General features: G+C 52.8%; 18 protein-coding genes. 12 read left to right on the top strand and 6 right to left on the bottom strand.

Going from position 1 to position 22438, the window contains the following annotated elements; all coding sequences use genetic code 11:
- Positions 1–65: 65 nt before the first annotated feature.
- Together KIH39_RS20500 and KIH39_RS20495 are read right to left on the bottom strand one after the other, a co-directional pair.
- Positions 66–1505: a hypothetical protein gene (locus KIH39_RS20500; RefSeq protein WP_213495086.1), complete on the bottom strand. Its 1440-nt coding sequence runs from the start codon at positions 1503–1505 to the stop codon at positions 66–68.
- A 12-nt stretch (positions 1506–1517) separates the two neighbouring features.
- On the bottom strand, positions 1518–2915 hold the full coding sequence (locus tag KIH39_RS20495) for a hypothetical protein (protein WP_213495085.1): 1398 nt from the start codon (positions 2913–2915) through the stop codon (positions 1518–1520).
- A 50-nt stretch (positions 2916–2965) separates the two neighbouring features.
- Here KIH39_RS20495 and KIH39_RS20490 point away from each other — a divergent pair, with 50 nt between their 5' ends.
- From KIH39_RS20490 to KIH39_RS20445, 10 genes are all read left to right on the top strand, one after another.
- Positions 2966–4213: a glucuronyl esterase domain-containing protein gene (locus KIH39_RS20490; protein WP_213495084.1), complete on the top strand. Its 1248-nt coding sequence runs from the start codon at positions 2966–2968 to the stop codon at positions 4211–4213.
- Positions 4214–4346: 133 nt separating this feature from the next.
- Positions 4347–4571, top strand: a complete 225-nt coding sequence (locus tag KIH39_RS27245) for an addiction module protein (RefSeq protein ID WP_213495083.1) — start codon at positions 4347–4349, stop codon at positions 4569–4571.
- Entirely contained in the window at positions 4568–4870 is a 303-nt protein-coding gene (locus KIH39_RS20480; protein WP_213495082.1) for a type II toxin-antitoxin system RelE/ParE family toxin, read from the top strand. Before KIH39_RS27245 ends, KIH39_RS20480 begins: the two co-directional genes overlap by 4 nt.
- Before the next feature lie 254 nt (positions 4871–5124).
- Entirely contained in the window at positions 5125–6945 is a 1821-nt protein-coding gene (gene mnmG / locus KIH39_RS20475; protein WP_213495081.1) for a tRNA uridine-5-carboxymethylaminomethyl(34) synthesis enzyme MnmG, read from the top strand.
- 464 nt (positions 6946–7409) lie between these two features.
- Positions 7410–8405, top strand: coding sequence for a DUF1559 domain-containing protein (locus KIH39_RS20470; protein ID WP_213495080.1), 996 nt, complete (start codon positions 7410–7412; stop codon positions 8403–8405).
- 37 nt (positions 8406–8442) lie between these two features.
- Positions 8443–8637: a hypothetical protein gene (locus tag KIH39_RS20465; protein WP_213495079.1), complete on the top strand. Its 195-nt coding sequence runs from the start codon at positions 8443–8445 to the stop codon at positions 8635–8637.
- A 387-nt stretch (positions 8638–9024) separates the two neighbouring features.
- Positions 9025–10089 (top strand): DUF1559 domain-containing protein, encoded by a 1065-nt coding sequence (locus KIH39_RS20460; protein WP_213495078.1) that lies wholly within the window; start codon positions 9025–9027, stop codon positions 10087–10089.
- Between the two features lie 73 nt (positions 10090–10162).
- Positions 10163–10363, top strand: a complete 201-nt coding sequence (locus tag KIH39_RS20455; protein WP_213495077.1) for a hypothetical protein — start codon at positions 10163–10165, stop codon at positions 10361–10363.
- Positions 10364–11520: 1157 nt separating this feature from the next.
- Positions 11521–12537 (top strand): DUF1559 domain-containing protein, encoded by a 1017-nt coding sequence (locus KIH39_RS26690; RefSeq protein ID WP_246539362.1) that lies wholly within the window; start codon positions 11521–11523, stop codon positions 12535–12537.
- Between the two features lie 602 nt (positions 12538–13139).
- The gene (locus KIH39_RS20445; RefSeq protein ID WP_213495076.1) at positions 13140–14111 is read left to right on the top strand and encodes a DUF1559 domain-containing protein; all 972 of its coding nucleotides are present in this window, start codon (positions 13140–13142) and stop codon (positions 14109–14111) included.
- A gap of 347 nt (positions 14112–14458) precedes the next feature.
- Here the strand turns inward: KIH39_RS20445 and KIH39_RS20440 are convergent, their stop codons facing one another.
- Both KIH39_RS20440 and KIH39_RS20435 read right to left on the bottom strand, forming a co-directional pair.
- Entirely contained in the window at positions 14459–15898 is a 1440-nt protein-coding gene (locus KIH39_RS20440) for a TonB-dependent receptor (RefSeq protein WP_390623715.1), read from the bottom strand.
- 158 nt (positions 15899–16056) lie between these two features.
- Positions 16057–16302: a hypothetical protein gene (locus KIH39_RS20435; protein WP_213495074.1), complete on the bottom strand. Its 246-nt coding sequence runs from the start codon at positions 16300–16302 to the stop codon at positions 16057–16059.
- A 263-nt stretch (positions 16303–16565) separates the two neighbouring features.
- Here KIH39_RS20435 and KIH39_RS20430 point away from each other — a divergent pair, with 263 nt between their 5' ends.
- Both KIH39_RS20430 and hflX read left to right on the top strand, forming a co-directional pair.
- Positions 16566–18812 carry a tetratricopeptide repeat protein gene (locus tag KIH39_RS20430; protein WP_213495073.1) on the top strand — a complete coding sequence of 749 codons (2247 nt, stop codon included), beginning with the start codon at positions 16566–16568 and terminating at the stop codon, positions 18810–18812.
- Positions 18813–18913: 101 nt separating this feature from the next.
- Complete coding sequence (gene hflX, locus KIH39_RS20425; RefSeq protein ID WP_246539361.1) at positions 18914–20293, top strand: GTPase HflX; 1380 nt, start codon at positions 18914–18916, stop codon at positions 20291–20293.
- On the opposite strand, the gene KIH39_RS20420 is transcribed toward hflX, so the two are convergent.
- Complete coding sequence (locus KIH39_RS20420) at positions 20249–21202, bottom strand: glycosyltransferase family 2 protein (protein ID WP_213495072.1); 954 nt, start codon at positions 21200–21202, stop codon at positions 20249–20251. The genes hflX and KIH39_RS20420 overlap by 45 nt on opposite strands.
- Positions 21203–21241: 39 nt before the next feature.
- Positions 21242–22384: a ribosome small subunit-dependent GTPase A gene (gene rsgA, locus KIH39_RS20415; protein WP_213495071.1), complete on the bottom strand. Its 1143-nt coding sequence runs from the start codon at positions 22382–22384 to the stop codon at positions 21242–21244.
- Between the last annotated feature and the right edge of the window lie 54 nt (positions 22385–22438).

Raw genomic sequence — 22438 nt, 5'->3', positions numbered from 1 at the left:
AAATTCAATCAGGAAATTGTCGCACAATCCCGCTCTGGGGCAAGAGAAAATCACCTTTGCATGGCTCAATCTTTGTTCGCGCGGCCGCGTCGATCGGAGTTCCAGATTTTAACGCCCAGATCGGCAGGTTCGACGGTGCTATTTAGGGGCTTAACGACATCGCCCTGATCGTCCTGGCCGTTTTCGCCCACACTGTAGAGGACAATACCGTCTTCGACGCGTCGGAGCTTGAGAGGAGCATCGATGAAGGGGTCGCGCGGCACGGATTTCAGGTATTGCGGTACCAGCTGATCGAGTTTCTCCGGCCAGCGTTTGTGATCCTGCCGGAAGCGTTCGGCGGCGATGGCCGTGGCGGCACAACGCAGAAGGGCTTTGGCTTTGAGGTCGGCAACCAGAAATTCCACTTTTTTGAAGAGGCAGACATTCCCCATCAGGGATCTCATTTCGTAGTCGGGCCAGCGATTTATAATCGCGTGCCGAAGGTTGTAGGACTTCTGAACCTCAGTCAATTCGTACTCGGGCTTTTTGCACTCTTCGATGAAATCGGTAATCTCCCGGAGGTATGCGGCCTGATCTCCCTTCGCAAAAGCTCCATAGCGGTAAGGAATCAAGTAAACCCGCAGATCGACAGGAGGAAGTCGAATTCCATACTGAGCAAATATCTGCATCATCCGGCCTTCTCGCACCTCCTTTGCGAAGTAATTCATGGCTTCGAAACTCATCGCCCGTTCGAATCGGAGGGCAGGTAAGTAGAGATCCTCTTGGCTTTCGCGAAGCAGTTCCTCCTGCAAAATGGCGAACGTCGGCCCCTGGGGTTCGCTGAGAGCCAGCAGTTCTTCTACCAGTTCGGCGGCTTGGAGCTGCTGGTATCTCCGAAAACCGAGAAAAATCAGACCTTCTTCCCGGTTGAACGTCCGGCCGAAGTTGATCAGAGCGCGAATATCTTCGATGGCGACATCGAGATGTCCCAGCTGCATTTCCACACGGGCATCCCAACGAAGAAGTGGACCAATTTGAAGGTAATTCTGTTGTTTGTTCAGAATGGTACCGATGATGCCCGGTGCATAATTAATGTTCAACTGGCCGTCCGGAAAGTTCACCAGTTGTCGGGCCATTTGTATAGCCGCGGCGTTCTGTCCGACAAATTCCCCGGCCCAGTCGGCCTCCTCCCAGGGCATGTGATCAGGTAATGCCCAGCTTCGTTCATATTTGGGATTCTCCGGTGATGTTGGATTGAACTTCAGGGTGGGAAAACGGCTTAAAATTTTATCGATCAGAACCGAGCTATTTTTTTCCTCCGGCATTTTAGGGCGGCGTTCGTACAGGTCTTCCCAGCGCCAACCGGGGTCGGTTTGATCGAGTTTTTGTGTGATTTCGCGTAGGGCTGCGTTGGATTGTTCAGAGATGTGCCATCGATAACCGATAAGGAAGGCGAAGAAGAGGAGGAAGGGGAGTGCGAGTAGCAATCCGAGTCGGAATATCCGTTTGCGAAAGAGGGATTTCATGGGTTTGTCTTATTAGTGTCTGCGTAGCTCGGGGTTCCAGAGTTTGATACCCAGATCAGCTGGTTTGCCATTACTTTCGGGTGGTCGAAGAAATGCTCCTCGGTCGTTGTAATAGATGAAGACGCCGTCCTTGACCTGTCTGAATTTCAGGGGTTCATCTACGAAGGGATCGCGCGGCACGGATTTCAGGTATTGCGGTACGAGCTGATCGAGTTTCTCCGGCCAGCGATTGTGATCCTGCCGGAAGCGTTCGGCGGCGATGGCCGTGGCTGCACAGCGCAGCTCCGCTTTGTTTAACAAATCACCAACAATAAGCAAATTCATAGTTTCGAACTGGTAGAACAACAAATTGCATAGCAGTGTATCGGTCTCACACTCGGGCCACTGTTTTATGTCGGCATGACTGAGTTTGTAACTTTTCTGAACATCCAGCAATTCGTACTCCGGATTTTTGCATTTCTCTATAAGAGCCGTCATTTCTTGGAGATAAGCCGCCTGATCCCGTTCTGCATAGGCGCCGTATTTGTAAGGAAGTAAACGAGATTTCAAGTCGCCATTCGTTATCCCAAGGATAAGCATTATTCGTTCGAAATCTTTCATCGCTTCAAAGCACAGGGCTCGCTGGAACTTCAAATTGGGCACGATCTGATTTTCCAGACTTTCCTCTAGTAATTCTTCCTCAAGAAGAACAAGCGACTTCCCGTTCGGTTCGCTGTTGGCCAGAAGTTCTTCAAGTGAATAAACGACCCACGAAAGTCCCATTCGACGGTTACTCAAACACGAACCAAACCCATCAGCATGATTAAAGGCTCGAGCTAAATTGCGGAGTGCCCGTATGTCTTCAATCGCCTGATTGAGATTACCCATTTGGCAGGCGACTCGAGCATCCCATCGTAATAGTTCAGCCCCCTGAAGAAAAGGGACTCGCTCAGTGCTGCTGATTGTGTCTAGGATTGCGTGCGTATATGCGATTAATGGTCGCCCTTCTGGGTAATTCACAAGACTGCGGGCCAACAGAAGCTTTTCCGAATTTTTCTCAACAAATTCTCCCGCCCAATCGGCTTGTTCCGGCGGCATTAATCCGGGTAGTGCCCAGCTTCTTTCGATAGGTAGATTGGAGGTGTTCATTCGCAGAAGCGCCATTGGGCTTGGCCTCGGTTGAGGAAGCAGCCTCTGAACTACAAAATAACTATTGGTGTCTGCCGGTAGGGTCTTTTGATTTGTGAGGATCTCTTCCCAGCGCCAACCGGGGTCGGTTTGATCGAGTTTTTGGGTGATTTCGCGTAGGGCTGCGTTGGATTGTTCAGAGATGTGCCATCGATAACCGATAAGGAAGGCGAAGAAGAGGAGGAAGGGGAGTGTGAGGAGCAATCCGAGTCGGAATATCCGTTTGCGAAAGAGGGATTTCATGGGTATTATCGGGAGGCCTCGCGGCGGAATTTCCTACAGGATTGACTCTCATGAACCGCTTCTGTTTCATTTTGTTTTTGTTCGCTTCAACGGTCCAGGCCCAAACCTATCCCGCTTTCAAGGATCTCCCCTCGCAACAAGCCGTCGATCCCCTGGTTGGAATGGATGGTACCAAAATCACCTCGGCCGCGGAATGGAACACCAAACGCAAACCAGAACTGCAACATCTTTTCGAATACTACATGTATGGCCGGAAACCGGATGCCATAAAGGTCACGGCCAAAATTCTCTTTGAAGATAAGCAGGTATTTGGGGGCAAGGCCACTCTTCGCGAAGTGGAAATCTCTTTTCCGTCCGAGAGCTGTCCCAAATCTTATCTACTGATGGCTCTACCCAATAAAGCGCAAGGTCCGGTGCCCTGTTTTCTCGGCTATAATTTCACGGGAAATCACTCGCTTTTAGCCGATAAACGCATTCACCTTCCCACCGTTTGGATGCTGGGCAGCGAGAACAAAGCCCAACCGAATCGAGCCACCGAAGAGGGTCGTGGCAAACAGGTCGATACCTGGAATCTGGAATACATCATCGACCGGGGTTACGCCGTGGCCACGCTCTATTATGGCGACATCGATCCCGACCGGGCCGATCAACGGCTGGGCGTGCAAAAGCACCTGTGGAAATTGAAGACACCCGAAGATGATGATCCGGCGTCCGTGATGGTCTGGGCCTGGGGCTCGAGCCGGATACTCGATTATCTGGAAACCGATAAAGCGATCGATTCCAAAAAGGTCGCTTTGGTGGGTCACAGCCGGTTGGGCAAGGCGACGATAGTGGCCGGGGCATTCGACGAGCGCTTTGCTGTGGTTATTCCCCACCAGGCGGGCTGCGGCGGCACCGCTCCGAGCCGTACCAAGAATCCGAAGAACGAAAGCGTCGAGCGCATCAATAAGGCATTTCCCCACTGGTTCGACACCAATTTCAAACAGTTTGGGCCCGATACCAGTAAGCTGCCATTCGATCAGAACTGTCTGATGGCGCTCTGTGCGCCGCGTCCGCTGTTGATCACCAATGCGATTGAGGATGAATGGGCCAATCCGGCCGGGCAGTTTCAGATGCTGAAGTCGGCCGAGCCGGTTTACAAGTTGCTGAAAGCCGGCGAATGTGCGTCGGAAAAAATGCCGGAGGTAGGCCAATTCATCGATAGCAAGCTCGGTTACTGGATCCGCCCTGGCAAGCACTCGATGATTAAGGACGACTGGAAGATCTTCTGTGATTTCGCCGATAAATGGCTGCGGTGAAACAAAATCACGCTCCGCGGTAAAGAACGCGTTTAACCGCGACGCGGTAGCGGAGTGTTACTCGTGAAATCGATCAGTTGTGGCGGAACGCACTGTCTGGTAAAATGAACTTAAGCAATGGCGAGAAAAATCCATGACTAAATCAGCAGTAATAGAAGCCGTAAGACAATGGCCGATTGAGGATCAGTTACATTTTGTCGAGCAAATATGGGAAGAGATCACTGTATCGAATTGTGATCCTCAACTCAGTGCCGAGCAAAAACTGGAATTTCAAAAGCGATTGCACAATTATCGGCTAAATCCCGAAGATTCGATGACCCCAGAGCAATTGATCACCCACTTGCGACGAATTCGATGAACACTCGCCCCATCGTCTACTTAAAAGAAGCGATTGCTGAAATCGACGAGCTTTATACCGACTATGAACTCATACGCTCTGGATTGGGGGAACGATTTTACTCGGCGTTGGCAAAGCAAACTTCTCGAATCGCCAGTAATCCAGAAATGTATGGAATCATCGAAGATGGCATGCGTGCGTGTCCACTTCTGAAATTTCCACAAGTCATTTATTACAAAATTGAGTCAAATCTAATTCTCATTGTCGCCGTACAACACGGCCGTGTTGATTGGAATTTTTGGCGAAAGCGACTTCCCTAGTTTTCAAACCGGACTTGGGACACTATTTCGTTTTCTGAGCACGAAGTTCATCTGGCGAGATTGGAAAGAGGGGCCAAACCGGGTCTGTTTGAGATAATATCGAACTCGCTACAGAACGTGTTTTATCGCAACGAATAGAAGTAATCACACTCCACTGTCGCGTTGGAAAGAAGGGAATCACGCTCCGCTAGCGCGTCGCGGTAAACGGAATTGTCCCGACGCAGTAAAATGAATGGAGCTTACTTGGGAGAGATATGCCAGCGTTGACCTACGATTTCGATGTGGTGGTAGTGGGGGCGGGGCACGCGGGAGTCGAAGCGGCCATGGCCGCGGCGCGCCTGGGCGCCAAGACGGTTCTATTGACCATCAATGCCGATACCGTGGCTCAGATGTCCTGCAACCCGGCCATCGGCGGCGTTGCCAAGGGGCAAATCGTCCGCGAAATCGACGCCTTGGGCGGCGTGATGGGCCGATGCATCGATGCTTCCGGCATTCAGTTTCGAATGCTCAACGAATCGAAGGGCCCGGCCATGCACAGCCCGCGTGCCCAGGCCGATAAAAAGCTCTATCAGTTCACCATGAAGAACTGGGTCGAAGAACAGAACAATCTGACGCTTCGCCAGGAACTCGTCGAAGCTCTCGTCTTCGAAAATAGCCCGGGGATGCGAAAAATTCGCGGCGTGCTGGCGCGCGGCGATACGCTCTATCGCGCCCTGACAGTGGTACTGACGACGGGTACTTTTCTCAAGGGGCTGATGCACACCGGCGAATCGAAGACGCAGGGGGGCCGGGCCGGGGATGCGGTGGCCGAGAATCTTTCGGATAGTCTGTCGGAATGCGGCTTCGAACTGAAGCGATTCAAAACCGGTACGCCTTGTCGATTAAATGGCCGCACGATCGATTTTTCCAAGTTGGAAGAGCAGCCGGGCGATCCCCACCCGCGGCCGTTTAGTTTTGCGACTACGAAGATCACCGTGCCGCAGCGGAATTGCCACATCACGTACACCAACGATAAGGTGCACGACATCATTCGGGCGAATCTGCATCGCTCGCCGATGTACAGCGGCCAGATCAAGACCTGCGGGCCGCGCTATTGCCCGAGTATTGAAGACAAAATCGTCCGCTTTGCGGACAAAACCGCTCATCAGATATTTCTGGAGCCGGAAGGGCTGCACACCTGGGAATACTACTGCAACGGCATTTCCACCAGTCTGCCCAAGGACGTTCAGCAGGCCATGTTGAAGGAAATTCCCGGCCTGGAAGAAGCGGAAGTGATGCGCTGGGGCTATGCGGTGGAATACGATTTCGCCCCGCCGACGCAGCTCTACTCCACTCTGGAAACCAAGCCGGTCAGCGGCCTCTTTTTCGCCGGTCAAATCAATGGAACGACGGGCTATGAAGAAGCGGCGGCTCAAGGATTACTCGCGGGCTATAACGCAGCGCTGAAAGTGGCCGGGAAGCCGGGTTTCGTCATCGATCGATCGCAGGCGTACATCGGTGTGCTGATCGACGATCTGGTGACCAAGGGTGTGGACGAACCCTATCGGATGTTCACTTCGCGGGCGGAATACCGGCTGCTGCTGCGGCACGACAACGCCGACCGGCGGTTGACGCCGCTGGCGGAGAAAATCGGCGCCATCACTCCGGAAGCGACGACCCGGTTGGCGCGCAAAGAGGAAAGGATTGCCGAGCTCCTGACGTTCTTGAAGAAGAATCGACACGACGGCGAAACGCTGGAAAAATGGCTGCGCCGCACCGATACGGAATGGAGCCAGATGGTGGAATTCCAGCCGGCGCTGGCCGAGTGGAATTCCCAGCCCGAGGTAATCGAGCAGGTGATTCTGGAATTGAAGTACGCCGGTTACGTCAATCGGCAGTCGGAACAGGTCGAGCGCTTTCAGAAGTGGGAAGAGAAGAAGATTCCCGAAGCGTTCGCTTATGAGGGCATTCCCCAGTTGCGTGCGGAGGCTCGCGAAAAGCTAGGCAAAATTCGCCCGCGCAGTATCGGGCAGGCGAGCCGAATCAGTGGAATTACTCCGGCGGATCTGGCGGTGGTGATGCTCTATTTGAAGTGAGTGGTGAGCAATATTGCACAATCTCCAGGACGAGCTGTATTATCTGGCGACATCGGCTCAAGGGAATTTCAGGACACCCTAATTACCTCCCGATTTTGCTCTCGAAAAATCGGGTTAAAATGAGAGCCATTTTCAGATCCGCTACTCATTAAAAACGACCTAAAAAGTCGGCCATTTTCCCGCACAATAACTTCGAAATTTCCATTAATATTAAAATATATTTATATTATGGCTGATTAACTCTCATTAATAAATGATGAGCATTTTTTAATCCGGGAACAGCTCTTGCTCATTTACCCGGGATTTGACTAACATATTTTCAACGAGAAGTCGCGGTCACCACCTGCCGATAGCTTAAAATGCGGTTAATAATTAAATAATATTAACAAATTAAATAATATTCATGTTTATCAGGACGCATTGCCCACAGTTGTTTTTTTCGTTTCATTCTATCGGGAGTAAGAATGTTGTCATTGCCATCGGAAGTGCGCAGGTTACGTCGCGGTTTCACGCTGATCGAACTCTTAGTGGTCATCGCCATTATTGCCATTCTCATCGGCCTGCTGTTACCGGCCGTGCAGAAAGTTCGCGAGGCAGCCGCTCGCATGTCCTGCCAGAATAATCTCAAGCAGTTGGGTCTGGCCGCTCTGAATTTTGAAAGCACCTATGGCGTGCTGCCGGCGGGATACTATGGGCCGGCCCCTGGCACTAATTATGGCGTGGGCGACTTCTGGAGTTACCGTTTTGTGGGTCTAATTCCTCAGTTACTACCCTATCTCGAACAAGGGAACATTTACTCGATATTCTCTTCGACGCTCACGGGAGGCGTCAACACCCCAGGCCCCAACTGGTGGGGTGTCAACGAGCAGTGGACGGCCGCGCAGTATCGCCTCAAGATTCTTCAGTGTCCTTCGGATGATCCTTATCAATGGGCCTCCAGTGCCAGCATTTTCGTGCTGCTGGCAGCTCAAGAGTACGATCCGAATTCCGGTTCCATAACGGCGGCGAGTTTCGGTCCGGGCGCCACCCCCACGCTCGGTTTGACGAATTATTTGGGCGTGGCCGGCGGGCTTGGGGCATTCGCTTCGAGCAACGGCTGGGCCCCGTATCAAGGCGTATTCACGACGCAATCCAAGGTGACTATCACCGGTATCATCGATGGAACCTCCAACACCCTGATGTTCGGCGAAAGTCTCGGTGGAGAACAGACCGGAACGCGCTCGACGCTCTTTTCCTGGTTCGGGGTCGGCTCCATGGGGACCGCTTACGATATCCCCAACGTGGAAGCCGGCTGGTATCAATTCGGCAGCAACCATCCGGGAGTTCTGAACGTGACCTACTGCGACGGCTCGGTGCGAACGCTGATCAAAGGAGGCGGCAACACCTTCGGCGGTCTGATTCAACTCTCGGGGATGGCGGATGGCCAGGTGATCCCTTCGCCCAATCCGTATTCGAACTGATCGAACTTAAAACCCATATTTTCAAGAAGGGAACGCAGTGAAAAAGCGCAGTTTAAGTTGGTTGGCCCGGGGAGCTGTTGGCCTCGTGGTCCTGACGGGGTGTAACAGTGAAAGCAAGCCCCACGATGCCGCCCCAAAGGAAGCGGCGGCTAAGCCGCCAGCCGGAGTGAAGCCGGGGGCCGCATCGCCCCAAAGTAAGGCTCCGGCGATCAACGCTCCGCCCAAGAGTTGAGATCGATTTTGAAGCTCTGCAGGCCGGGAAAGCCCAAGCCCGGCCCCTCTCATTTTTCCACTTCGTGCTACTTCAATTGATCAAGATATTTTAATAAAACGATTACATGGCTTGTCATAACACTATCATATTCAAATTATCGTTTAATCTAAAACGCTGATAATCCCAAATTTTGTGAAGATTAACCAGTCGTTTTTGCGAGTATTCCAATTCATTTTTGAGTTTTTCTAAAAAATAAAGAAAATATTATTGAATTGCTATTTTAATGAAAATAACTTTAATTATACCTCTTCCCTGCCCGATTTATGCCCAGAGAGGCGTTGGTATAGGCTTATTTCTTTTTGCCGAATTGCTGCTTTGGGCTTCTTGTTCTCATCAGGAGTATTGATGTTTCAACGAATGGGTTGGTTTAAGAAAAACCGGCCTCGAAAGGCTTTTACGCTGATCGAGTTGCTGGTGGTGATCGCGATCATCGCGATCTTGATTGGTCTGTTGCTACCGGCTGTGCAGAAGGTTCGTGAAGCCGCGGCCCGCATGAGTTGCCAGAATAATATGAAGCAGATCGCTCTGGGTGCTCATAACTATGAATCGGCGAATGGCGTGCTGCCTTACGGAAAGCATCGTTGGAGCCACGTGGGACCTCTGACTCTCATATTGCCGTATCTCGAGCAAGACAATATTTACAAGCAGATCGACCCGCGCATCACTACCGTGACTCCGGAGTCCAACACCACTTCCCCATTGGATGATTCCACGGGTCTCATTGCTTTCTGGCCGACGGTTTTCAATGCCGCGCGAAATCGCGTCAAAACTTACGAATGTCCTTCCGATCCTTCTCTCTATCAAGCCTCAGGCGCGATTGCATTTGACATCGGACAAGGAAACGTGACGCCTATCGGCGGAGCGACCATCCGGGGAGCGGGTAGCGTCAACGGATTCACTTCCAGCAGCCTGCAAGCCTCGGGCGGATTGCCCGGCATGACGAATTATATTCCAGTTGGAGGAACCCTCGGCCACTACGTTGTCACCAATTCCGCCAGTCTTTCGCAGCCTTTTTATGCCGCTCACGAAGGGGTCTTTACCGGAGAAAAAGGGACCGCGCTGATCAGCATCACCGATGGAACTTCGAATACGATCCTCTTCGCCGAAGTTACCGGTGCCTTCGATAACAATGCGCGTTCCTGGTCGTTCTCTTGGTTCAACGCCACCGGCATGCCTTCGTATTGGTCGGCTACGAAAGATAAAGGCTTGTTCACCTATTCCAGTTTTCACACCGGAATTTACAACGTCGCCTTCGGCGATGGCTCGGTGCGTGGCCTTCGATCGGGTAACAATACTCCTGCATCGTCTCAGGAAATTAAAGATCGAACCAATACCGCCTGGGATGCCTTACAACGACTCGCCGGCAAGTCGGATGGGGATGTGAACCTGAACGACGTACTTTCTAATTGATCGAGTTGATTCTTCGAGCATTGGAGTGTGATTCCAATGCTCTTTTTCTTTTAAAGACTCAGAGGTTGACCGCATGCGTTCGCTGCAAATCTTCGCCATGATTACTACGCTTTTTCTCGTTGGTTGCGGAGAAAAGGATCTCAACAAGGATCTGAAGCCCGTAGGCAAAGATGCTCCCAAACCTGCCGCCGCAGGGGCTTCCGCCGCTCCCGGTAAGAATTCCCCTTCCGACGGCAAGCAATCCAACAGTACCGCCCCTCAGACGCCTCAGTAATCCTGTTTCATTCACCAGACGCGCCACAGGGACCAACGGCCCCTCGCGTCTGCACTTCGAAATCTCGCAACTCGACTTCTGAACCCCATCCCGCCAATAAATCGATCGAAATTGCCTCCCGTTCGGCTTCGAATTCCTCTTTGTCAGAGCTTTTCGACAACGCGACTCCTCGTAAGACGACGGCGCGAACGGCCTCGGCATTCAGTGGGTCGAGAATCTTCGACCGCAATCGGATTTGAGCGGAAGGTTCGCCGTTTTCACTTTCCCGGCCATCCGATCACGGTTTTGTATATTGGGGGAAGTTCAGGCACCAAAAAGGCAGTGCGAGGCAAATGCAGTCGATGAAATACTGCGTTTTGAATCTGTATTCTCTGAAGCACAGGTATCGTCGAGTCTGGCGTCAGTTTCTCCAGCGATTCCCAGGCTTATCCGTCATGGAATGGGTCGATCAACTGATTTTCAAAGAGTTTTAGCTGTTTTTGAAGTAGGGAGGTCGCGGCCGTCCAGGTGAAAGTGGGCAGGGCAGGCATCGTAAAGATCTTCCTTGCCCTTCGAAATTCAGTCTCAAAAACGGATCGATTTTGTCAGACGAGTTGCCGGTGAAGCCGGGCCGTCAATCTGAGACCCGGCAAGAATCGGCCGGAGTCGACATTCACTTTTAGTCCGAATTCTCACCAAATGTCTCTCCAGACAACAAATTTTCGACTTAAGAAATTTTTATAAATCTATTAAGTGGAAATCGCAAAAGATAAGAACAAAGTATTCGCGATGCTCCGCAAAAATCGTCTTAGGAAGAATGTGATTTCCATTTGCAGCGGAAAAAACGTGCTTTCGCGAGCGAGAGAATTCTGCCATAACGCATTAAATGTAGGAAGCTCAATAGTTTGCGATTGATATTAATTAAAGTTAATAAATATAGATAAAATCTAAAATTAGAATAATATGATAAAAAACAAGCTAAAAGATATTGAAATGAATTTCTCATTAACTTATCATGTCCAAACCTCAAACAGACGGCTCTGACTGACCCTTTTGCTTCTTTGTCTATCCTTTTTCTCTCCTTGGTTTGGGTCAACACGGAACCGCTGGCTACTCAGGAATTTCAGTTCCTACTAAGTCGAGGTTATTTTTTTCATTTTTCCTTTTTGGAGTGCGGCATGTTGAAATTGTTGAATGCCCGAAAGCAGGCTCGACGCGGTTTCACGCTGATCGAGTTGCTGGTGGTGATTGCGATTATCGCAGTCCTGATCGGTCTGTTGCTGCCGGCGGTGCAGAAGGTTCGTGAAGCCGCGGCTCGCATGAGCTGCCAGAACAACCTGAAGCAAATCGCTCTGGCCTCTCACAACTACGAAAGCGCCTACGGGGTATTTCCTCCCGGTTTGGTCGTGAATCCCACGAATCTTCAAGCCGGTATGAGTGCGGGTAATCAATCCCTGCTGGGGGTCCTCGCTGAAATTCTGCCCTATATCGAACAAGGCAATGCGTACAATCTGATTCCTTCGGCGATGTTCCAGCCGACCTACAGTTCACTGTGGTGGGGCTCGATCAGTTTGGGTGCCACGGCTCCGGGTATCACTGCCGCCCGAACGGTGATTAAGTCTTATCTGTGTCCGTCCGATGGCGATCAATTCAATCAGCAATACGGCGTGTTCATCGGTCTGGTGATCGATCAGTACAATTCGACCTTCTACGGCTTCTATAACGCTAACGGCGGTAACGCCGCGGGTGGCGGTAGCAGTCCCAATCCCCCGGCCGGTCGATCAAACTACATTGGTTGTGCGGGTGCATTTGGTCCGACCTTCCAGCCGTACGGCGGGATCTACTTTCTAGATTCCAAGACGTCGATTGTGTCCATCACCGACGGTACGTCGAACACGATCGCGTTCGGCGAAACCCTGGGTGGGACGGATACCGGTCCTCGGGATTATTCGTTGACCTGGGCGGGTGCGGGTTCGATGCCTTTGTACTGGGGTCTGCCAAAACCTTCGAATTGGTACAACTTCAGCAGCAAGCACACCGATATCATTCAATTCGCTTATGCTGATGGCTCGGTTCGTCACCTTCGCAAAGGCGTGGGTACCACTCCTTATTCAGCGGATTGGGTGGCCCTGCAGTCGGCCGGCGGTATCTCGGATGGTAATATCATCAACTTCGATCTGATCGGCGGCAATTAATAAACTCGAGATTTGAAAATTGAATGGCGAGAAGGGAACTTTTCGCCATTTTCGTTTTAACATCAAGTAGAAGGGCAGAAGCAGTGAGAAAGTTACTGAGCGTGTGTGTACTGTGTGGTTGTTTTGGTCTTCTGGCGGGCTGTGGGGGCGAATCGAGCAAGCCTACCGCGACGAAGGCTCCCCCGACAGCTCCTCCGGGTCCAGTCGGCAAGAATGGTAAAGCGGCAGAAGCTCCCAAACCCAAGGGATCTGATTGATTAAATGAGTCTTATTTTAAATTAAATAATATTTATATAATCTGGTGGAAGTGAGCCTTCAGCCAGATTTGACTCTTTAATTTGTTGATTTTCACATCAGATAAACAAATTTTAATCGAATTAAAAATCAATTATTAATTTATAAATCATTGTTATTTAATAGCATTTTCATTATCAATTAAGCAGAGAAACTTTCCTCTGTTCTGCACATTATCTCATCGCCACATTTGAGGCTGTCAGGAACTGTTTGTTTGTTCAGGAGTTGCGATAAATCTCGATTCCACACAAGCAGTAGTTGTGAGTTGTTTCTTTCATTTTTCTTTTTTTCTTTTGTTGGAGTGCGGCATGTTGAAATTGTTGAACGCCCGTAAGCAAGCTCGACGCGGTTTCACGCTGATCGAGTTGCTGGTGGTGATCGCGATCATCGCGATCCTGATCGGTCTGTTGCTGCCGGCGGTGCAGAAGGTTCGTGAAGCCGCGGCTCGTATGAGCTGCCAGAACAACCTGAAGCAGATCGCTCTGGCCTCTCACAACTACGAAAGCGCCTACGGTTACTTCCCTCCCGGCTTGAATGCCAGCACCTCGTGGTTGGGTGTGATGGCCTATATTCTGCCGTACATCGAGCAGGGTAACGCGTACAACCTGATTCCCGCGAATATGTTCATGGACTCTTACAGCAGCAACTGGTGGGGCTCCATCGGTCTGGGCGCCACGGCCCCGGGCATCACGGCTGGTCGCACGGTAGTGAAGAGCTTCCTGTGCCCCTCCGATGGCGATCAATTCAACCAGCAATACGGCGTGTTCATCGGCTTGACCATCACTGGCAGTACCTTGACGGGTTACTACAACGCCAACGGTGGGAATGCCGCCGGCGGTTCTCCTTCGCTGTATCCCGGAGCTGGCCGTTGCAACTACATCGGTTGCGCGGGCGAGTTCGGTCAGACCTATCCGAACGCGGGCGTCTACTACGCCGACTCGAAGACGAAGATCACGTCGATCACGGACGGCACGTCGAACACGTTTGCATTCGGTGAATGCCTGGGTGGTACCGACGTCGGTCCTCGGGATTATTCTTTGACGTGGATGGGTGCGGGTTCTTTGCCTCTGTACTGGGGTATCCCGAGTACGGCTCAGTGGTACACCTACGGCAGCAAGCACACGGGTATCGTGCAGTTCGCCTATTGCGACGGTTCGGTTCGCCACGTCCGCAAGGGTGTGGGAACCACTCCGGGTGCGGCGGATTGGACGGCTCTGCAGCAGTGTGGCGGTATCAACGATGGTGGTATCATCAACTTCGATCTCATTGGCGGCAACTAATAATTTTTGATTCGAAGCAATCTGTAATGGCGAGAAGGGAACTTTTCGCCATTTTCGGTTTTAACATCAAGTAGAAGGGCAGAAGCAGTGAGAAAGTTACTGAGCGTGTGTGTACTGTGTGGTTGTTTTGGTCTTCTGGCGGGCTGTGGGGGCGAATCGAGCAAGCCTACCGCGACGAAGGCTCCCCCAACGGCTCCTCCGGGTCCAGTCGGAAAGAACGGTAAAGCGGCAGAAGCTCCCAAACCCAAGGGATCCGATTGATTTCACGCGTCCCGCGGAAATAGATTTGCTTGGAGAGTTCAATTATTCTCCAAGTTTGTTACAGATCGAGATCCCCACTTCGATACTTATCGATGCGCTTTATAGCCGAAAAAGCACTTCTGATGAATGAGTTTGGCCACTTCCTCGGGCACTGAAGCTTCCCAGCCCGGGATATTTTTTTGAATCTTGTTGAGCACATCGCGGGAGAAGATTCCCAGGCAGTCGTCCCGGTAGTTCTTCAGCTGGACGAGATAGCCATGATCGGCCAGATGGCCGTAGAGTTTGGAGAGCAGCGGGTTCACTTCCAGATTATCCACCGTTTCCAGCTTCTGCAGCTCCGGATTCAGAAACGGATAAACGTAGACTTTCAATTCGTGTTTGAACAACCGGCCGAACGACTCCAGAATTCCCCCATCGAGATGCGTGTAATATTTGGGATCGAAAAGTTCCCGAACGCTGGCCGCCCCCATGACGATGCCGATGCGTTTTTTGGTGTGCTGATTGAGATAGGCGGCCAGACGATAGTATTCGAAGTAATCGGAAATCAGTACGGTCATTCCGCAGGCGGCCATCAGATCCGCCCGGGCCAGAAAGTCGCGGTGATCGACCTTCTCCCCGGTTAGCAGATTTTTCATGGTCAATTCCATGACCCGCACGATGTTGTCTTTGTCCTCCGGGGGGAGCTCGCTGGCAAAGGTCTCCTCAGCCGCCCGCATCATATCGACGTTTACGTTGGTCACCGGATGAAAGCTGCCCCGTTCGACCAGGACCGGTCTTTTGCGAAACACTTCGGAAGGCTGCAGCGCCTTACCCGAGGCGTCGAACATGGCCGCATCGCTCAGGCCCAGTTGGACCAGTTTCAAGGCCGCCAGTCGATTGTCGACCTGCCGGAAGCCGATCCCGGCGAATTCGATCATGTCGATTTCGATCCGCCCGGGTGCCAGGCCATCCTGCAGCGATTCGAGCAGCTGTTCGGGCTCCTGATTGAAGTAGAAGGCTCCATAGAGCAGATTGACGCCGATGATTCCCAGCGCCTCCTGCTGTAACAGATTTTCCTTGTCGAGCATGCGCACGTGCAGAGTGATCTGACTGGCCTCATCGCGTGGGAAGACCTGGAAGCGGACCCCCATCCAGCCGTGGCTTTCGTTGGTGCCCGAAAAATTGCGAGCGGCCACGGTATCCGCGAAGGCAAAAAAGGCCGAGGAATCGCCGCGATCGGGCATCAGCCGGTCGAGGTTGAGCTGATATTCGTGATCCAGCATGGCTTCGAGTCGCTGCCGGGAAACGTAGCGATCGCAGCCGCCGTAGATGGCGTCGGAAACCGACATATCGTAGGCGGAGATGCTTTTGGCAATGGTGCCGGAGGCACCGCCGACGCGAAAGAACCAGCGGACCACCTCCTGGCCGGCGCCGATTTCCGCAAAGGTGCCGTAACGGCGCTTATCGATGTTGATTCGCAAGGCTTTGGCGTGGGTATCCAATTTTTCGTATGTGCCGTGGATGGTATTCAGGGAATTGGTGGTCATCATATGTTCGAAAACCCGTGTTCGACCGGCGATACGAATCGCTGACAAGATTTGTTTCTACGGCTTTTATATGAGAAACGAGCGGGCAACGGCTGGAAGCAAGCAGAGCGAGCAAATTGGAAAATTGGTAGCTAAATTTTATTTGAGGCCGAGGCGCGTCAGGATTTTGTCTCGTCCGATTTCTGGGAGTCGCGCAGCTTTTTTATATCCGAGTAAGGAATGGTGGCGGGGTTCCCCGCTTTCCAGTGCGCGGAACGAAAATGAATCACGCGTCCCCAGGAATAATCCAGACAATCGGGTTTGATTTGCTCCAGATGCTGAAGCAGCGAATCGATCAATTCCAGCTGGTCCGGTTCGATAAGCGAAACGGCCTGATTGTATACCTTCTGCGTTTCAGAATTCATGGTATCTGTCATCCTCCTGATTTAGCCGTTCTCTGCCATCTTCATATTTTACTAGGTTATATCCATTTTGTTTCTCCGCATTCGGTCAGAACGAAATTTAGTCTACTCCCTGAGATTTACAACACATTAGATCAGTTTTATCCGTTGCATCCGGCAACTCAGGGGGGGCTGATCCGCCCAGAGTCCGATTGCCCGGAAAAGAAATTCCGGTTATGCTGCTTTGTCCCAACTGGAGATTGGCTAGCTTCGCGAACGGATTTGCCATGCATACTTGCTTATTTGTAATATTCCTAGCCCCCGGGTTTCAGATCGACGAACGCCCTGAAAAATGGGTTGTTCCACCTACGAAGGCGATGGCTCGCTCCTCCGAGGCGCTGACTCTTTTTGCCCTCGGCGCTATGTACGCCCGGGAAGAACGCTTATTGCTGGCCGTCAGCACCCTCGAAAGCGCGGCCTTGCTCGATCCGGAAGCGGCCAGTATTCAAAGAGAACTGGTCCCGATCTATCTCAGTCTGGGCCGAGCCGACGATGCCAAAATTTCCTGCGAAAAAGTCCTGAAGCAAGAACCGCAGGATTATCAATCGCGCTTTCAACTGGCTCGCTTGCGCGAGGCTCAGGGCGATCTCAAGGGGGCCATCGAGGATCTGCGGCTGGGTCTGGCCAGCCCGCATTTGAAAGGGGCGCCCGAGCGAAGATACCTGATGCAGACGGCGCTGACCAGTTACCTCGAACGCACTAAGGACATTGCCGGGGCCATCGCATCGGAGCGCGAAGTAGTAGCTATTTTTACTCGCTACAAGGATCAGTTTTTAGATAACGCGATATTCACTGATCAAAGAATGATTGCCGCCCAGGCCGAGGCCTACGAAAAGCTCGGCACCCTGCATCAGTCCCTGAAACAATTTTCCGAAGCGGTGGAGCCCTACAAAAAAGCCCGGGACCTCTATCTGGAACTGAAGGAAGATAAAGAACGTTTCTCGGCCGTCCGTCTTAACTGGTATCTCTCCGATATCGCTTACCAGCGCGGCGAGTTCGCCGAGTCGCTGAAATTGCTCGACAGCTACATCCTCTACCAACCCAACGAAAAGGCTCCGTACAGCCGTAAAGTCGAGCTGCTGCGCAAACTGAATCGCTCTGCCGAAATCCTGCCGATGCTCGAGAAGGAAATCGCCCGGCAGAGCCATCAGACCGGTCTGAAGCTCATCTACGCGCACGAACTGGCCCGCACCCCGGGGCGCGAAGCGGAGGCTGAAAAGATCCTGGAGGCCCTGATTGAAAAGACCACGACCAACGAGCCGATTCAGGAACTGCTGGAAATGTATCAGGAACAGGGGCGCTTTCAGGCTCTCGTCGACCGCTTCAATCAGCTGGTCATGCAATCCACCCCGCCGGAAGATCGCTACTCACCGGAACGGGCCAACGCTCAGCGATTGATTCCGCTGTTCTGTTCCTGTTTGAATCATTCCCGGGAGCTGTCGACCCAGACGATCACTTTTTTGGTGAAGCAGATGAAGGACAATCCCAACTATCATGTCCGGACTTGGTACCTGTTCGGCTATCTGGCCCTCTTCCAGGAAGATCGGAATTCGAGTGAAATCCTCCTCAAAAAATCGCTGGAATTGCCGGTCCCGCCGTATCAGCGAAATCTTCGCCCGACGGTTATTTCCGACCTGATGACTCTGTATAGCTCCGCGCGGGATTGGAAAAAAGTCATCGCTTTCGCCAAAGAAGAACTCAAAACGGAAACCCAGCTGCCACAACTCGTCGAGTTCAATCTCACCTGGAATCTGGCTCGGGCACAGGATCACGAGGGACTTTGGGACGAATCGTTGAAAACCATCGAGCAGATGCTGACGCAGGCCCAGGCCGATCAGCGGTTGGCCATTCAGTGTATGCGCTGCGATGTGTTATCGCGGGCAAATCGCCCGGCGGAAGCGATCCGCGAATTGGAAGAGCTGCTTCAGAAACCGCTGACGGCTCAGGAGATCTACCGCGTCCGGGCGACCTATAGCCGGGTTCTGCAGGACGCCGGGAAAATTGAGGAAGCCGAGAAACAGCTACGGCTCTGGTACGAACAGAATCCGAACGACCCGCTGGTGAATAATAACCTCGGCTATTTTTTGTTGGAATTCAAGGGTTCCCTCGACGAGTCCGAGCGCCTGATTCGCAAGGCCATCCAGGAAGATGCCCGACTGATCCCGCAACGGCAGGCCGCTAAGCTGCCCACTGAGACCAGTGCCTATCTGGACAGCCTGGGCTGGGTGCTGCACAAGCAGGGCAAGCATCTCGAGGCAAAAGAATATTTGCTGCGCGCATTGAACCTCAGCAAAGCGGAGGATGTCACTGGAGAGGAATGGGAACATCTGGGAGATGTGCATGTTGCCTTGAAAGAACTGACTGAAGCCCGGGAAGCCTTCGACAAAGCGATCGGGGCTTATCAGGCCGATGTCTGGAGCCTCCAGAAGCATAAAGCCGACTCTGCAAAAAAGAAGAAAGAACAGCTGAAGTAATCCGATCTTTTGGCAGTCGGTATCAATTCCTGGATTTCGCGAGGCCCGGTCTATCAATTCCAGGGCCCACCGTAGTAAAATAGCTTTAGAGTGAGCATTCATTGACCTTCCGGAGTCCGTTCATCAGCACATCATTCGAAAATGATCGGGAAAGTACGTCGGTTCGCCAGGAAAAGGCGATTCTCGTATCGGTGGCTTTACCCGATCGTCCCTGGCTATCCGACGACCCCTGCGACGAGATCCGCGGTCTGGCCGAAAGCGCCGGGGCCAAAATTGTCGGCGAACTCACGCAGAAGAAACACGATGTCAATCCCGGTACTTACATAGGCAAAGGCAAACTCGATGAGCTTCATCAGTTGGTCGAAGCGACCGAAGCGGATGTGATCATTTTCGACAATGATCTCTCGCCGGGGCAAGTCAAGAACCTCGAGAAAGCCACGAGCATCAAGGTCATCGATCGCAGCGAACTGATTCTCGATATTTTTGCGACCCGCGCCCGTACGGTAGAAAGCCGGCTGCAGGTCGAACTGGCTCAACTCGAATATAGCCTTCCCCGCTTGAAACAGATGTGGACCCACTTGTCGCGACTGGGTGGCGGCGGCATCGGGACCCGCGGTCCCGGGGAAACGCAGCTTGAAGAAGACCGCCGGATTGTTGGCGGCCGAATTCGCGATCTCAAGAACAAGCTGGTCGAAGTGCAGGCCCGCAAAGAGCGGGAAGTCGCCAGTCGCCGCGAGGAACATACGGTCAGTCTGGTGGGGTATACCAACGCCGGCAAAAGCCGCTTGATGAACGTGCTCACCAAGTCCGATGTGCTGGTGAAAAATCAACTCTTCTCCACGCTCGATACGCGCACCCGGCAGTGGCGGCTCAAGGATTGGGGCAAAGTCCTGCTCTCCGATACCGTAGGTTTCATTCGCAATCTGCCCCACCATCTGGTGGCCTCCTTCAAAGCGACCCTCGAGGAAGCCCGGCAGGCGAAACTCCTGCTGCACGTGGTCGATGCCTCCAACCCGGCCGTGGAAGAACATATCAGTGCGGTGAATAAGGTGCTCAAAGAACTGGGCTGCGACAAAAAGGCGATGATTCTGGTTCTCAACAAGATCGATGCCATGCCGAACAATCGGGACGATTTGATCTTCCTGAAGAACATGTACCCCAAGGCGATTGCCATCAGCGGGCTGACCGGAGAAGGTCTCGACGATTTGACCGATGCCGTGATCGAAGCGCTGACGATGGATTTCGTCGATGCCGAGGTGACCTGTCCCCAAAGTCAGGGGAAAGTGCTTTCCTACCTGAATACTCACGCAGATATCTATCGCCAGGAGTTCAAGGAGGATCAGGTGTTGATGCTCCTGCGACTGCCTCGGCATCTGCTCTATCACATTGCCGGGGAAGGGGTCGTCGTCAAGGAAGTGGAAGCCAGAAAACCGGTTTCAGCGCCCCAGCCCGAAGTTGAAACGAACGAAATCCTGCCATAACCGAGGTGGATCGGGATCGGGCTTGCCCTGCAGCTTACGGCGAATCCGCCAGGCCCCATAGGCGGATGCGTAAGCTAAATTCGCCATGAATTCATAGCCGCTGCCGTGATGCTTGCGGAAATAGCGACGGCGCGATTCGAACCAGTAGGAGGGCACTCTCTTCAGAGCCCTACCGGCCCCGGTCACGCCGGTGCTGGCCCCTTCCAGATGCACCACTTTGCTCTCGGCCACATGCCAGATCGGCCAGCCGGCGCGACGCGCCCGCAATTCAAAATCGGTCTCTTCGTAATACAGAAAATAATCTTCGTCGAATAAGCCGATATCTTCGAACACTTCGCGCCGGATCATCATGCTGGCGCCGGAGACCCAGTTCACCCGCCGCGTCGGCCCACCCGGCGGCGGGGCCACCATCTGCCGGTGCAAAATTTTTGTGACCAGGCCGAACCGGAGCCCGCGCTCGAACTCGCTCAACACGCTGTGAAAGTTGAATGCCGCGCACTGCGGCGTGCCATCGATCTCTTCCAGAAAACTCCCCGCGATTCCAACTTCGGAATGCTCTTCCAGAAAATCGAGCAGTCGGCTGATCGCACCGGGTCGGACAATCGTATCCGGATTCAGAAGATGAATGTAGCGAATGTCGTTGTCGGTTTCGAACAGTGGCCGGATGCCGGCATTGTTGCCGTAGGAAAAGCCGCCGTTTTTGGGTAACGGCAGCACACTCGCCCAAGTCCAGTTGTGCTGGGCGATGATGTTTTTCAAATACCCTACCGAATCGTCCGGTGAAGCATTGTCAGCGATTATCACGTGACAACCGGGCTCCTGGCGCATTTCCGCTTCAAGGGATTGCAGACAATCGGCTACGAGTTCTTTCGTCCGGTAATTGACGATGATGATCCGGCAGGTTCGCATGCAATTATCGTAGATGATTTTTGAAGGGCGTGAGGGAGATTACGCGTGTTTGACTTTGCCCTTGGCTTCTTCGAACATGCCGATGTAGCTGTGATAGCGGCGGGAGCCGATGAGTCCCTGATCGACGGCTTTTTTCACAGCGCAATTCTCTTCGTGAGTGTGCATGCAATCGGGAAAACCGCAAAGCGGTACGAGCGGATGAAATTCCACAAAGAATCCTTCTACTTCCTCGGGTCGAACATCCCAGATCTGCATCTGGCGAATACCCGGCGTATCGACAACCCAGCCGCCGAATTGCAGCGGAATCAATTCGGCCGTGGTAGTGGTATGCCGTCCTTTTTGATTCACGTCGGATACGTGCGAGACGCGCAGAGTCAGCCCATCCTGAATGGCATTGAGCAGCGACGATTTGCCGACGCCCGATTGGCCGGAAAACACGCTGGAGCGGTTGGCCAAAAAACGCCGTAGCCGTTCGATTCCCTGGCCGGTCTTCGCGGAGGTCAAAAGGGTGGTAATGCCGAGCTGAGAATAGGCCCCGATGAGCGATTGCAGCGGCACCGTCTCCGCCAGATCGGATTTGTTGAGGACGATGATCGGCTTCAGCGACCCCTGGCGGGCACTGGCCAGATAGCGATCGATCAGGTGGGGTTTGAGATCGGGTTCCACCAGCGACAAGACAATGACCACTTGATCGACATTGGCCACCAGCACGTGCTCGCGCCGGCGGGATTCGCGGGTGAGAATACCATGCCTCGGATCAACAACCTCGATCATGCCTTCGTTATCGGCGGCCGGGCGGAACCAGACTCGGTCGCCGCAAGTCACCACGCTTCGTTCATCGGTTACCAGGCTTTTCAGCAGACGGCGGACGGTGCAGCGGTAAATCGCGCCGTCGAGCGTTTGGACGACACTTTGCAGACCGTGCACGCGAAGCACCCGGCCATGCAGACAGCCGTCCATACTAACCGTGGGCATCTCCATCTCGGCAGATCGTACGGCGGAGTGTTCCTGAATAATGGTGCGATGGCGGGAAAGTTCCCCTTTGGGACGGACGCGTTCATCGGACAAGGGAGCCAGCTCTTCAAAGCCATGCTCCCCGAAGCCTTTGGTCCAGGAATGATCCCGGGGTGGCTTGGAGCGGTTCTTCCGCAACTCGACGCGGACTTTTTTCTTTTTACCCATGGTAGGTATTCTAGGCGCGGCCACCAATAAAAACGGCACACTCCAAAGAGTGTG

This window comes from Telmatocola sphagniphila, assembly GCF_018398935.1.
GTDB lineage: Bacteria > Planctomycetota > Planctomycetia > Gemmatales > Gemmataceae > Telmatocola > Telmatocola sphagniphila.
The sequence above is the reverse complement of the archived record's forward strand: the minus strand, read 5'-3'. Positions and strand labels throughout refer to the sequence as shown.